The organism is Amycolatopsis silviterrae (assembly GCF_042684085.1).
Classification (GTDB): domain Bacteria; phylum Actinomycetota; class Actinomycetes; order Mycobacteriales; family Pseudonocardiaceae; genus Amycolatopsis; species Amycolatopsis silviterrae.
This window is the reverse complement of the sequence record NZ_JBHUKS010000014.1, coordinates 79,992-93,234: the sequence shown is the minus strand read 5'-3', so window position 1 is coordinate 93,234 and position 13,243 is coordinate 79,992. Positions and strand designations below refer to the sequence as shown.

Here is a 13,243-nt window from a genome sequence, read left to right as displayed (position 1 = left end):
TGCAGGGAGGGCGGTCCCGATGCCCGTCACCGATGTCGCGATCGACAAGATCAAGGACATGATCATTTCGGGCGAGCTGGCTCCGGGCGACCGGCTCCCCAAGGAGGCCGAGCTGGCGCAGCGGCTGGGGCTTTCCCGCAGTTCGCTGCGGGAAGCGGTGAAGGCGCTGTGCCTGATCCGGGTGCTGGACGTGCGCCAGGGCGACGGCACGTACGTCACCAGCCTGGAGCCGAACCTGCTGCTCGACGCGATGACCTTCGTCGTCGACTTCCACCGCGACGACACCGTGCTCGATTTCCTTGCCGTACGGCGGATCCTGGAGCCCGCGGCCACCGCGATGGCGGCGCTGCACATGCGCGACGAGGACGTCGCCGAGCTGGGCGCGCTGCTCGGGGAACTGGACGAAGCGCCGACCGTCGAGGCGCTGGTGGCCAACGATCTGCAGTTCCACCGCAAAATCGCGGACGGCTCGGGCAACCCGGTGCTGTGCTCGCTGCTCGAAAGCCTTTCCGGCCCGACAGCGCGAGCCCGGATCTGGCGCGGCCTCACCCAAGAGGGTGCCGTGGCCCGCACGCGCGAACAACACGCGGCGATCTACGACGCGATCGCCGCGCGAGAGCCGGAACTGGCCCGCTCGTGGGCGACGGTGCACGTCGCCGGGGTGGAGCAGTGGCTGCGCAGCACGCTGGTCGAGGACGCCGCGGCCGGAGATGACATCGAGCCCGCCGCTTCCTGAGTGGACGGTGGCGGTTCCTGAGCCGGTTGCCGCGGTGAAGGGTCCCTTCATTCCTTGCAGACTGGTGTGAAGGGACCTTTCGCGCTTGTTCTGCTGGGGCGAAGGGGACTTTCGTGCGTTCGCGGCGGGAGTGAAGGGACCCTTCACCCCGGGCGCGGCGGTCACGGCCGAGCCGGAGAGCGCAGCCGACGCGGAGGTTGCTGCCGATGCGAAGGCAGCTGGGTAGGCGGAGGTAGCTGGCCGCAGGGAAGCGGCTAGCAGTCCAGAGGCGATCGGCAGCGGAGAGATCCCGTTCGAGGCAGGGGAGAAAGCTTCGGAGGGCTCAGTGTCCGTGAGGGGAGCCCTCACGGACCTCCCTGCCAATCCAGCCCTCGTGCCGATCACCGAAGCAACTCCGGGGCCGACCGCCGGGCCAGCCCTCGTGCCGATCACCGGAGCAGCTCCGAGGCCGGCCGCCGGGCCAGCCTCTGAGCGATTCACCGCACCGCTCTCCGGAGAACCCGCCGAATCGGCTACCCGGCCGCTCTCCGAACAGTTCGCCAAACGAACCACCCAGCCATCCGCGAGACAGCCCGCCAAGCCATCCGTCCAGCCGCTCCCCGCACCGTCCGGCGGGCCAGCCATCCGGCCGACAGCCGAACAGTCCACCGAGCCAGCCGCATGGCCGCCCACCGCGGCGCCCGCCGACCCCGCCGCCCAGCCACCCACCACACCAGCCAGCGCACCACCAGCCAGCGGACCACCAGCCAGCGGACCACCAGCCGGATCAGCCAGCCGAGAAGGTCGGATGATCACCGGACCTCCACCGATCAGGTCTGGGGCTTTCCGCCCGCGTACCGGCTGATGATCAACGCGATCAAAATGATCCCGCCGTAAATCGCCTTCAGCCATTCCGCCGGGACCTGGGCGATGCGCAGCAAACTGTCCACCGACTGCAGCAACAGCACACCCGTCAGCGCACCGACCAACGTCCCCCGGCCACCGTCGAGGGACACACCGCCGATCACCGCCGCCGCGAAGACCTGCAGGATCAGGCCGTCGCCTTGGTCGGCACCGAGGGCTCCGACGTAGCCGGTGTACGCGAGGCCGCCGATTGCCGCGAGGACTCCGGCGACCACGAAGACTGCCCACGAGATTCGGTCTACCCGGATGCCTGCCGCGCGGGCTGCTTCGCGGTTGCCGCCGATCGCGTACAGCGAGCGGCCGACTCGGTGGTAGCGCAAGCCCAGACCGAACACCACGAAGAGCACCGCTGCCAGCCACACTGACATCGGCAGTCCGGCGAACGTCGTCGTCGCCAAGGCGGTGAACGCGTCCAGCTGGTCGAACAGCGTCTTGCCGTTCGTCGTTCCGATCTGGGTGCCGCGCAGGACCGTCAGCATCGCCAGGGTCACGATGAACGCGTTCAGCTTCAGCTTCACGATCAGGAAGCCGTTCACGAAGCCGATCAAAGCGCCCACCACGGGGATCGCCACCAGCCCGAGCACGGAGGGCCATTCGGTGCCGAAGCCGGAGGACGCCGCGGGGATGACCAGCATCGCGCCGATCGCGGGGGCGATGCCCATCGTCGATTCCAGCGACAGGTCGAACTTGCCGGTCAGCAGCACCAGCGATTCGCCCAGCACGACCAGCGACAGCGCGGCCGCCGCCGACAGGATGCTGATGATGTTGTCGAAGGTGAAGAACGTGTCGCTGATCAAGCCGCCGATCACGAACACCACCACGAGCGCGGGCAGCAGCGCCAGTTCGCGCAGCCATGCCGACTTCCGGCGCTTCGCCCGGACCGCGGGCAGCGCCGTCTGCGGGTCGCTCATCAGGTCAGTCATGGAGCCCGACTCCTTCGATGTCCGCCACCAGGTCCCCGTCGGACCAGCCGGCCTGGTGAACGGCGGCGACCGCGCCTGCGCGCAGCACCAGCACCCGGTCGGCCAGGCGCAGGTCGTCCAGCTCGTCGCTCACGAGCAGCACCGCCTTCCCCTCGGCCCGCACCCGGTCCACGACCGCGAGCAGGGCCTCCTTCGACTTCACGTCCACTCCCGCGGTGGGGTTGATCAGCACCACCACGCGCGGGTCGCTCTCCAGTGCTCTCGCGAGCACGACTTTCTGCTGGTTCCCGCCGGACAGGTCCGAGACTGGCTGGTCCGGGCTGGCGGCAACGATGTCGTAGTCGGCCAGTGCGCGCGATCCGCGTTCGCGGCGGATCTTCGGCGACGCCAGGCCGCCGCGGCCCATCCGGTCGAGCACGGACAGGGTCGCGTTGTCCATAATGGAGTGTTCCAGGACCAGGCCCTCGTGGTGCCGATCCCGGGGGACACAGCCGATGCCCGCGCGGAGGGCAGCGGGGATATCGCCGGAGGGAAGTCGTTTTCCGTCTACGGCAATGGTTCCTGAAGTAGCCGGGCGCAGGCCGTAGACAGTTTCGGCCACCTGGTGTTTGCCGCTCGCGTTGCTGCCCGCGAGCCCGACCACCTCGCCGCGGTGTACCCGCAGCGAGACGTCGTGGAAGCCGTCGCCGGACAAGTCATCGACGGTGAGCACCTCTTCGGCGTCCGTTGCCAGCGGGTCGCGAGTGGCCGCGTCGCGGACGGCCAGGCCGCCCTGCTCCCCCGTCATCGCGTCGACCAGGGCCGCGCGGCTGACCTCTTCGACAGGCGCGGTAAGCACGTGCCGGGCGTCGCGCAGGACGGTAACCGCTTGGCACACCTCGTAAACCTCGTGCAGGTGATGCGAGATGAACAGGAACGTGACGCCGTTCTCCTGCATCTGCCGCATACGCTCGAAAAGCCGCTCGATGGCCTGGCTGTCCAGCTGCGCGGTCGGTTCGTCCAGCACGATGAACCGGGCGCCGTAGCTCAGCGCGCGGGCGATCTCGACGAACTGACGGTCCTCAACGGACAGATCGCCCGCCGGAGTGTCCACATCGACCCGGACGTCCCACGAGTCCAGCAGTTCCCGCGCCTGCCGGCGAAGCTTCTTCCAGCCGATCGCGAAGCCGCCCCGCGCCTGCCGGTTCAGGAACAGATTCTCCGCGACCGTCAGCTGCGGCACCACCATCGCGTGCTGGTACACGCACGCCACGCGCGCCTTCCAGTCGTCCTGTTTGGACAGCGAAGGAGCCGGGGCGCCGCCGAAGGAAACGCTGCCGGTGTCCGTTTCGGACAGTCCAGTGAGGATGGACACCAGCGTGGACTTGCCCGCCCCGTTGCGCCCGACGAGTGCGTGCGACTCGCCGGGACGCACGGTGAGGCTGACGTCGTGCAGCGCCACGGTGGGCCCGTACCGCTTCCCGACGCCGTCCGCCTGCACTACCGGCGCGCTCACAGGTTGTTACCCCACAACGCTTTGTCGTCCACGTTGTCCTTGGTGACGACCGGCGCGGGCAGCTGGTCTTCCAGGATGCCGGGGCTGATCTCGACGATCGTGGAGTCGTGGTCGGTCGGGCCGGGCTTGAACTTCTCGCCCGCCATGGCCTTCTTGAGCCAGTACATGCCGTACTTGGCGTAGGCGTCGGCGGGCTGCGAGACGGTCGCGTCCAGTTCGCCGTTGCGGATCGCGGTGAGTTCCTGCGGGATGCCGTCGTTGCTCACCAGCACCACGTGCTTCGGGTCGCCGACCGGGAAGAACAGGTTCTTGCGCTTGAGCGCCTGCTCGGTCGGCGCCAGGTAGACGCCGCCCGCCTGCATGTACACGCCCTTGATGTCCGGGTTCGCGGTGAGCAGGCTGTCCAAACCGGACGACGCCTTGTCCGCCTTCCATTCGGCGGCCACCTCGAGCACCTTGACGTCCGGGTACTTCTGCTTCATGCACTCGCGGAACGCCGCCGACCGGTCGCGGCCGTTCACCGACGCCAGGTCGCCCATCACCTGCACGACCTTGCCGCTCTTCACGCGCTTGCCGATTTCGTCGCACGCCTTGGTTCCGTACGCCTTGTTGTCCGCGCGGACCACCATCGCGACCTTGCCGCTCTCCGGCGCGACGTCCACCGCGACCACCGGGACGCCCTTGTTCTCGGCCTGCTTCAGCCCGGCGACTACCGCGGCCGAGTCGAGCGGCGTGACGACCAGGCCCTTGATGCCCTGGTTGAGCAGGGTGCCGATGTCCGTGATGAGCTTCGCCGGGTCGCTGTCGGCGTTCACCGTCGGCAGCGCGTCGAGGCCCTGTTCCTTCGCCATCTGCGGCACGTATTTGTTGTAGGCCTGCCAGAACGGAGAGGTCAGCAGCGGCAGCGTCGCCCCGACCTTGCCGGTGCCGCCACCCGCCGCCGCCGCCGGTTTGTCCTTAGTGGACCCGCACGCACCGAGCACCAAACCGCAGGCGGCCACCGCGGCGGCCAGCCGGATCACCTTCGTACGCACCGCATCCTCCTTGATGACAGGCCTTGTTGGCTAAGCAGATCAGTTCTGTACGGGTCCGCGCGGGCGCAGGCCGTACATGCCGCCGTCCACCGCGAGCGCGGTGCCGGTAGTCGAGGCGGAAAGCGGGCTGGCCAGGTACGCGATCGCGTTCGCGACCTCGTCCGCAGTCACCAGCCGTCCCATCGGCTGACGGGCGGCGAGTGCTTCCCGTTCGGCGGAGGGGTCCGCGGCGGTGTCGAGCAGCCGGCCGACCCACGGGGTGTCCGCGGTTCCGGGGCACACGCAGTTGACGCGGATCCGGTCCGGCAGGTGGTCGGTGGCCATCGCGAGGGTCAGCGACAGCACCGCGCCCTTCGTGGCCGAGTACAGCGCACGCGCGGGCAGCCCGGCCCAGGCGGCGATCGAGCAGGTGTTCACGACAGCCGCCGCGGGCGAGTTTTTCAAGTGCGGCAAGGCAGCCCGGGCCGTGCGCACCATGCCGACCACGTTCACGTCGTACGCGCGGTGCCACTCATCGTCGTCGTTCGCGGTGACGTCGCCCTGTGCGCCGATTCCCGCATTGTTGACCAGAATGTCGAGCCGTCCGAAGCGTTCGGCTACCGCGTCGACAGCGGCGCGGACCTCGGCGTCCGAAGTCACGTCGCAGCGGAACCCGGCCAGCGGCTCGGGCACCTCGTCGGTCTTGAGATCGAGCACCGCCACCCGCGCGCCGCGCTGGGCCAGCAGGTTCGCGGTGGCCAGGCCGATGCCGGAAGCGCCGCCGGTGACCGCGGCGACCAGGCCGTCGAATTCGCTCACTGCGCGTTCTCCGTCCATTCAGGACCGTCCGGGAAGCTGAACCGGCGAAGCGTAGCGTCGTGCATGCGCGCGGAAAAGCCCGGTGCGGTCGGAGCGAGGTAGCGGCCGTCGCGCACGACGGCCGGGTCGGTGAAGTGGTCGTGCAGGTGGTCGACCCATTCGATAGTGCGGTCTTCGTCCGAACCGGACACCGCCACGAAGTCGAACATGGACAGATGCCGCACCAGTTCGCACAACCCGACGCCGCCGGCGTGCGGACACACCGGAACGCCGAATTTGGCCGCCAGCAACAGGATCGCGAGATTCTCGTTCACCCCGCCGACGCGCGCGGCGTCCAGTTGCAGCACGTCGATCGCGTTAGCCTGCAGCAATTGCTTGAACACCACGCGGTTCTGCACGTGTTCGCCAGTCGCGACCTTGATCGGTGCGAGCGCCTTCGCGATGGCCGCGTGGCCGAGCACGTCGTCCGGCGAGGTCGGCTCTTCAATCCAATATGGATCGAACGGCGCCAGCGCGGTCATCCACGACACCGCCGTCGCGACATCCCAGCGCTGGTTCGCGTCGACCGCGATCCGGATGTCCGCGCCAACCGTCTCGCGGGCCAGCTTCATCCGCCGGACATCGTCCTCCAGATTTCCGCCGACCTTCAGCTTGATCATTTCGAACCCGTCGGCTACCGCCTGTTCGGCCAGCCGCACCAGTTTCGCGTCGGAATAGCCGAGCCAACCCGCCGACGTGCTGTACGCGCGGTAGCCCTCGGCCTCGATTTTGGCGATCCGTTCCGCCCGGCCGGGTTCGGCGGCGCGCAGAATGTCGAGCGCTTCCTTTTCGGTGAGCGCGTCGGAGAGGTAGCGGAAGTCCACAAGGGACACCAGTTCCTCCGGCGTCATCCGTGCCGCGAACTTCCACAGCGGCAGCCCGGCGCGCCGCGCGGCGAGATCCCACGCGGCGTTGACTATCGCGCCGATCGCCATGTGCGCCACGCCCTTTTCCGGTCCCAGCCACCGAAACTGCGAGTCGCCGACCAACGACCGGGACAGCGCGCCGAGCGCTTCCGCGTCCTCTGGAACGTCCCGGCCGACCACATGCGGCGCCAGCGCGCGGATCGCGGCCGCCTGCACGTCGTTGCCGCGGCCGATGGTGAACGCGAGGCCGTACCCGTCCGGTCCGGCGTCGGTGTGCAGTTCGACGTACGCCGCCGAATAGTCCGGATCCGGGTTCATCGCATCCGAACCGTCGAGGTCGCGCGACGTCGGGAACCGGACGTCGCGGACCTCCATGGCCACGATTTTCGCCATGTCAGGCCTGCCCGAAGGTCTGGCGCTGCTTGCCGAGCCCGTCGATCTCCAGTTCGACGACGTCACCCGCGCGCAGGTACGGCTTCGGCTCGGGCTGGCCGAGCGCGACACCCTCCGGGGTGCCGGTATTGATCAGATCACCGGGGCGCAGCACCATGAACTGGCTCAGGTAGCGGATGATCTCGGCGACGCCGAACACCATGTCCTTTGTGGACGAATCCTGCACCTTCTCCCCGTTGACCCAGGTGCGCAGGCCGAGCGCCTGCGGGTCGGGAATCTCGTCGGCGGTCACGAGTTCGGGGCCGAGCGGGTTGAACGTTTCGCAGTTCTTGCCCTTGTCCCACTGGCCGCCGCGGTGCAGCTGGAAATCGCGCTCGGAGACGTCGTTGGACACGACGTACCCGGCGACGTGCGCCAGCGCCTCGTCCGCGCTGTCCAGGTAGCGGGCGGTTTTCCCGATGACGACGCCGAGTTCTACCTCCCAGTCGGTCGCCGTGGAACCGCGCGGGACGAGCACCTCGTCGAACGGTCCGACCATCACGTCGGGGGCCTTCATGAACAGCACCGGTTCGGTCGGCACGGCCGCGCCGGTTTCTTCGGCGTGGCGGCGGTAGTTCATGCCGATGCAGACGATCTTGCCCGGCGCGGCGATCGGCGCGCCGACCCGCAGCCCGGCCCCGTCGGCGACCGGCAGCTCCCCGGCTGCGAGCGCCCGCGCGGCCCTGGCCGGCCCGTCGCCGGCGAGGAACGCGCCGTCGATGTCCGGCGTGACCCCGGAGAGGTCGTGGAGGGTGCCGTCACCGGCACGGACGAACGGACGCTCAGCCCCCGCTGCCCCGAGACGCACAAACCGCACGGACGATCCCCTCTCTGTTCGCGATACATCCGATGTATAGCGCATCCGCAGGCGGCAGATCTAGAGGGAACACGGATTTCCCGCGAAAATTGATCCGATCACCGGGTGGCGAGTGGGATATCGGACACTCGTCCCGGCGACGAAGTCCGGTCAGGATGATGAGGACGAGGCGGCGCGAGCGGGGAGGGGACCGGAAGATGCGGCTGGACCGCGACGGCGGGCAGTGGCTGGTGCCGAGGCTAGGGCTTCGCGCGGCGGCGGGGAAGAGGACGAAGTGAGTACCGCTGAGCGGGAAACGGAAGCCGGACCGCGCGGCGCGAGCAAGCTCCGGCTTCTTCTCATCCTCGGCGGGCTCTCCGCCTTCGGCCCGCTCTCGATCGACATGTACCTCCCCGCCCTCCCCCGGATGGCGGGCGACTTCCAAGCCTCCGACACCACCGTCCAGCTGACGCTCACCGCGTTCGTCGTCGGGCTGGCGGTCGGCCAGATCGTCGCCGGACCGCTGTCGGATTCCTTCGGACGGCGGCGGCCGTTGCTGATCGGGCTGGTGCTGTACATCGCGGGGTCCGTCGCGGCGGCGGCGAGCCCGGGGGTCGAGGTGCTGATCGCCGCGCGCAGCATCCAGGCGCTCGGAGCGGCGGCCGGGATCGTGATCGCCCGCGCGACCGTCCGGGACCTCTACACCGGCACCGCGGTGACGAAGTTCTTCTCGCTCCTGCTGCTCGTCAACGGCCTCGCGCCGATCCTCGCTCCGGTGCTCGGCGGGCAGTTGCTCACGTTCACGTCCTGGCGCGGCGTGTTCGTCGTCCTCACCGTGGTCGGCACGGTGCTGCTCGGCGCGGTCGCGTTCGCGCTGCCGGAGCCGCTGCCGGTCGAGCGCCGGCATCCGGCTCGGCTCGGCGGAGTGCTTCGTACGTACGGACGGCTGCTCGCCGACCGCACGTTCCTCGGCTACGCGCTCACGACGGGGCTGAACTTCGCCGCACTGTTCGCGTACATCTCGGGTTCGTCGTTCGCGCTGCAGGACGTCTACCGCCTGAGCCCGCAGGAGTACAGCGTCATCTTCGGGCTCAACGGGATCGGCATCGTGCTCGCCGGGCAGCTCAACGGATGGCTCGTCGGCCGGTTCCGCGAACGGACGCTGCTGCGCGCCGGGCTGACCGTGTCCACGCTGGCCGGCCTCGCCACGCTGGCCGCAGCGCTCCTGCGCCTGCCCTTGCCCGCATTGATGATTCCGTTGCTGCTCATGGTTTCCTGCATCGGAATCATCGGCCCGAACGCCAGTTCGCTCGCCCTCGCCGGACACGCGCGCACGGCGGGATCGGCGTCCGCGCTGCTCGGCGTGGTGCAGTTCGCGATCGGCGGGATCGCGACGCCGCTGGTCGGGCTCGGCGGGCCCGGCACGGCGGCTCCGATGGCCGCGGTGATGGCCGGGTTCGGGGTGCTCGCGCTGCTGTCGTTCGCGACGCTCACGGTCAGCCCAAGTCGGCGAGATTCCCGTTCCGCAGCTGGTCGTCGGTGACCGCGATCCGTTCGTCCACCAGTTTCTGCAGCGCGTCGCCGTCGTCCCACTGGTTCACGTTCATCGCGGCCGAGACCTCGCCGTCCGGGGTCACCCAGAACGCCGTGAAGTCGTAAGCCGCGAGATCGCCGCGCACCACGACGCGGTCGCGGTCCAGGACCGGCAGGCCGCGGTACTCGCAGCCGATCGCCGGACCACCGCGGTCTGGGTCGTATTGGTCGGAGAAGAAGTACGGGCTGTTCAGGTACGGCTCGTTCGCGCCAAAGAGGTTGGCCGCCACATGCTCGCCCTGCGTACGCGCTGTCGCCCAGTGCTCGACGCGTACGCGGCGGCCGTAGCGCGGATGGAACTGCGAAGCGATGTCGCCAATCGCGTAGACGTCCGGTGCCGCTGTACGCAGACCGGCATCGACGTCGACGCCGCCGTCGTCTGCCAGCTCCAGGCCAGCAGCGTGCGCCAGCTCGATGCGAGGAGCCGCGCCGACCGCGATCAGCACTACGTCGGCGTACAGCTCTTCGCCGTTCGACAGCCGCACGCCGGTCACTGCCGTGTCGCCCGTGATCGCTGCGACGCCTTCGCCGAGACGCCACTGCACGCCATGTTCTTCGTGCAGGCGGTAGAAAGCACCGGCTACCTCGTCGCCGAGAACGTTCGCGAGCGGCAGCTTCTCTGGAGCGACCACAGTCACCTCAGCCCCGTGCGTACGCGCGGCAGCGGCGGCTTCGGTGCCGATCCAGCCCGCGCCGACGATCAGTACTCGCTTCGCCGCTTCGAAGGCCTCGCGCAGCCGCAGTGCGTCGTCAAGCGTGCGAAGCGTGTAGAGGCCTGGCAGGTCGCCGCCGGGCACCTTCAGCGTCCGCGGGCGCGAGCCGGTCGCGAGGACCAGGCGGTCGTAGCGGTGTTCGCCGCCAGCGTCGTCGAGGACTAGGCGGGCGCCCAGCTCGACTCGGGTCGCGGTGGTGCCAGAGAGCAGCTGGATGTCGCGCTCGGCCCAGTAGCCCTCTTCGCGCACCCAGTCGGGTTCGTCGGCGTGGCCGAGCAGAACCGCCTTCGACAGCGGCGGCAGCTCGTACGGCCGGTGCGGGTCCGCGCCCAGCAGCAGGATGTCGCCGTCGAAGCTCCGCTCCCGAACGGTCGCCGCCGCGGTGGCGCCGGCCAGCCCGGATCCGACGACGACGATCTTCCGAGGTTCCGACATCCGTCCTCCCGAGTGGCCGCGGCGTGCGGTGGCCGACGCTACTCCGGTATCCGGCCGGTCACATCCCGTGGAAAACCGGCCAGTAGGCAATTCGGGTGAACCGGCGTAAGACGCCCCGGAGCCCCCGGTCACACCCCCGCACGAAGGACGCGGGGACTACGTGATCGGAGGGCGAGGACCGTGACAGCGCGGGACGACAGTGCGGTGCGGAACGAGTGGACGGTCAGCTGCCGGGACCTGGCGGGAAGGCGCCGGGACGTGACGGTGTTCGTGAGCAGCGACGACAAGGTCGTCCTGGTCGCGCCGCCGGGAGAGGCGGCCGTGCTGGGGCCGCTGGAGGTCGGGCGGCTGCGCGCGGCCCTGCGCGACGCCGTGGTGGCCACCGCGACGCCGGCCCGGCGCACCGGAACCGACTGACAACTACCGTTCCTACTCATGAGTAGGTAGAGTCGGCCTCCGCAGACCCCGAAAGGTGCCGGCCATGACCACCTACTTCGTCACGGGCGCGACGGGCTTCCTCGGGAAGCGCCTGGTCGCCCGGTTGCTCGCGCGGCGGGACACGACCGCCGTCCACGTGCTCGTCCGCAACACCTCGCGCGATCGCCTCGCCGCCCTCGCGCGGGACTGGCCGAACGCCGACCGCCTGGTCCCCGCCGTCGGCGATCTCACCGAACCGCTGCTCGGCCTCGACCCGGCCGGCTACGACGGCATCGACCACGTCGTCCACCTCGGCGCGATCTACGACTTCACCGCCGGCGACGCGGCGAACCGGGCGGCGAACGTCGAGGGCACCCGGAACCTGCTCGCCTTCGCCGCGGCCGCCGGTGCCGGGCTGCTGCACCACGTTTCGTCCATCGCCGTCGCCGGAGACCATTCCGGACGCTTCACCGAGGCCGACTTCGACCTCGGCCAGTCCTTCAGTTCTCCTTACCACGCAACGAAGTTCGAGGCCGAGAAGCTGGTCCGCGAGCAGTCCGACGTGCCGTTCCGGGTCTACCGGCCGTCGGCGGTCGTCGGCGATTCGCGCACCGGCGAGATGGACAAGATCGACGGCCCGTACTACTTCCTGCCCGCCATTTCGCGGCTCGCCGCGCTGCCGAAGCAGCTTCCCCTTGTCGCGCCCGATTTCGGGGCCACCAACCTCGTCCCGGTCGACTATGTCATCGCCGCGATGGAAAACCTCATGCACCGCGAAGCGCCTTCGGGCAGTACGTATCACCTCGCTTCGCCGCGACCGCAGCAGCTTCACGAGGTCTACAACGCCTTCGCCCGCGTCGCCGGAGCGCCCCGCGTACGCACGACGGTGCCGTCTGGCCTGCTTCGCAGCACAGCGTCCCGCCTCGCGACCGCTGTGGACCGCCTGCCCACTGGACGTGCGACGCGCGCAGCTGTGTTGACCGAACTGGGAATTCCGCTCGAAGTACTCCCGCACCTGAACATGGAGGTGGAGTTCGACACCGCGCGCACCACTTCGGAGCTGTACGGCAGCGGCGTCCACCTTGCCGAGCTTCGCGACTACGCCGAACCGCTGTACCGCTACTGGCGCGCGCATCTCGACCCGGACCACGCTCGCCGCCCGGGGATCAAAGGACGCGTTGTCCTGATTACCGGTGCTTCCTCGGGCATCGGCCGTGCTTCGGCGCTCGCTCTCGCGCGTCGCGGCGCGAAGGTACTTCTTGTCGCGCGCCGTGCCGAAGAGCTCGAAGACGTGCGTAGCCAGATCACCGCAGGAGGCGGCGAAGCAGCGACGTACCCATGCGACCTCACAGACGGCGACGCGGTCGACGGTCTCGTGAAGGCCGTCCTCGCCGACCACGGTGCGGTGGACGTCTTGGTGAACAACGCAGGACGGTCGATCCGACGCTCGGTACAGCTGTCGACGGAACGGTTCCACGACTACGAACGCACCATGGCCATCAACTACTTCGGCCCAGTGCGGCTGATCCTCGGCCTGCTGCCGTCGATGACCGAACGCCGGTTCGGCCACGTCGTGAACGTCACCACGCAGGGCCTGCAGACCGACACCCCGCGGTTTTCCGCTTACCTGGCCTCAAAAGCGGCTCTCGAAGAGTTCAGCCTGACCGCCGGACGCGAGACGCTGTCCGACGGCGTCACGTTCTCGTCGGTCCGGATGCCGTTGGTGCGCACGGACATGATCGCGCCGACCGGCTCGTACCGCGGGCTGCCCGCGAGCTCGCCGGAACGCGCCGCGGCGCTGGTGGTGAAGGCGATCGAACGGCGGCCGCAGATCCTGAGCCTGCCCGAGGGCCGAGCCGCGGAACTGGCCTCGCTCGCGACCCCGGACCTCGCGCGATTCGCGGCGCACCTCGTGTACCGGGTGATGCCGGAATCCGCGCCGGAAGCCCGGAACCGGCCTCGGCAGCCTGCGTCGGCGGCCGTGGCGGGGGCGCTGACGCGGCTGGTGTGGCGGAGGAATGCCTAAAGGGTCGTGAGTGGCAATCACGGTTCTAACCGGGATT

At 69.3% G+C, this 13,243-nt stretch carries 12 protein-coding genes; 5 read left to right on the top strand and 7 right to left on the bottom strand.

Annotation, left to right across the window (positions count from 1 at the left end; all coding sequences use genetic code 11):
* The first annotated feature begins 19 nt into the window (after positions 1-19).
* Positions 20-736, top strand: coding sequence for a FadR/GntR family transcriptional regulator (locus ACFSVL_RS19490; protein WP_378306083.1), 717 nt, complete (start codon positions 20-22; stop codon positions 734-736).
* Positions 737-1,545: 809 nt separating this feature from the next.
* On the opposite strand, the gene ACFSVL_RS19485 is transcribed toward ACFSVL_RS19490, so the two are convergent.
* The 3 genes from ACFSVL_RS19485 to ACFSVL_RS19475 are packed head-to-tail and all read right to left on the bottom strand — an operon-like array spanning position 1,546 to position 5,043.
* On the bottom strand, positions 1,546-2,562 hold the full coding sequence (locus ACFSVL_RS19485) for an ABC transporter permease (protein ID WP_344285916.1): 1,017 nt from the start codon (positions 2,560-2,562) through the stop codon (positions 1,546-1,548).
* Complete coding sequence (locus ACFSVL_RS19480; protein WP_378306080.1) at positions 2,555-4,057, bottom strand: sugar ABC transporter ATP-binding protein; 1,503 nt, start codon at positions 4,055-4,057, stop codon at positions 2,555-2,557. The genes ACFSVL_RS19485 and ACFSVL_RS19480 overlap by 8 nt, the downstream gene beginning before the upstream one ends.
* Positions 4,054-5,043 (bottom strand): sugar ABC transporter substrate-binding protein, encoded by a 990-nt coding sequence (locus ACFSVL_RS19475; RefSeq protein WP_378306078.1) that lies wholly within the window; start codon positions 5,041-5,043, stop codon positions 4,054-4,056. The genes ACFSVL_RS19480 and ACFSVL_RS19475 overlap by 4 nt, the downstream gene beginning before the upstream one ends.
* Between ACFSVL_RS19475 and ACFSVL_RS19470 the strand changes: the two genes are divergently transcribed.
* Positions 4,976-5,125 (top strand): hypothetical protein, encoded by a 150-nt coding sequence (locus ACFSVL_RS19470; RefSeq protein WP_378306076.1) that lies wholly within the window; start codon positions 4,976-4,978, stop codon positions 5,123-5,125. The two genes, ACFSVL_RS19475 and ACFSVL_RS19470, sit on opposite strands and share 68 nt — an antisense overlap.
* A 5-nt stretch (positions 5,126-5,130) precedes the next feature.
* Here the strand turns inward: ACFSVL_RS19470 and ACFSVL_RS19465 are convergent, their stop codons facing one another.
* The 3 genes from ACFSVL_RS19465 to ACFSVL_RS19455 are packed head-to-tail and all read right to left on the bottom strand — an operon-like array spanning position 5,131 to position 8,043.
* Positions 5,131-5,889: an SDR family NAD(P)-dependent oxidoreductase gene (locus ACFSVL_RS19465; RefSeq protein WP_378306074.1), complete on the bottom strand. Its 759-nt coding sequence runs from the start codon at positions 5,887-5,889 to the stop codon at positions 5,131-5,133.
* Positions 5,886-7,187 carry an enolase C-terminal domain-like protein gene (locus tag ACFSVL_RS19460; RefSeq protein WP_378306072.1) on the bottom strand — a complete coding sequence of 434 codons (1,302 nt, stop codon included), beginning with the start codon at positions 7,185-7,187 and terminating at the stop codon, positions 5,886-5,888. Before ACFSVL_RS19460 ends, ACFSVL_RS19465 begins: the two co-directional genes overlap by 4 nt.
* Before the next feature lies 1 nt (position 7,188).
* Positions 7,189-8,043, bottom strand: a complete 855-nt coding sequence (locus ACFSVL_RS19455; protein ID WP_378306070.1) for a fumarylacetoacetate hydrolase family protein — start codon at positions 8,041-8,043, stop codon at positions 7,189-7,191.
* A gap of 274 nt (positions 8,044-8,317) precedes the next feature.
* On the opposite strand from ACFSVL_RS19455, the gene ACFSVL_RS19450 reads away from it, so the two are divergent.
* Positions 8,318-9,565 carry a Bcr/CflA family multidrug efflux MFS transporter gene (locus ACFSVL_RS19450; RefSeq protein WP_378306068.1) on the top strand — a complete coding sequence of 416 codons (1,248 nt, stop codon included), beginning with the start codon at positions 8,318-8,320 and terminating at the stop codon, positions 9,563-9,565.
* Here ACFSVL_RS19450 and ACFSVL_RS19445 read toward each other — a convergent pair.
* Complete coding sequence (locus ACFSVL_RS19445; protein ID WP_378306066.1) at positions 9,519-10,763, bottom strand: NAD(P)/FAD-dependent oxidoreductase; 1,245 nt, start codon at positions 10,761-10,763, stop codon at positions 9,519-9,521. The two genes, ACFSVL_RS19450 and ACFSVL_RS19445, sit on opposite strands and share 47 nt — an antisense overlap.
* 180 nt (positions 10,764-10,943) lie before the next feature.
* Between ACFSVL_RS19445 and ACFSVL_RS19440 the strand changes: the two genes are divergently transcribed.
* Together ACFSVL_RS19440 and ACFSVL_RS19435 are read left to right on the top strand one after the other, a co-directional pair.
* The gene (locus tag ACFSVL_RS19440; protein WP_378306064.1) at positions 10,944-11,180 is read left to right on the top strand and encodes a hypothetical protein; all 237 of its coding nucleotides are present in this window, start codon (positions 10,944-10,946) and stop codon (positions 11,178-11,180) included.
* Between the two features lie 64 nt (positions 11,181-11,244).
* Positions 11,245-13,206, top strand: coding sequence for an SDR family oxidoreductase (locus tag ACFSVL_RS19435; protein ID WP_378306062.1), 1,962 nt, complete (start codon positions 11,245-11,247; stop codon positions 13,204-13,206).
* Positions 13,207-13,243 lie beyond the last annotated feature (37 nt).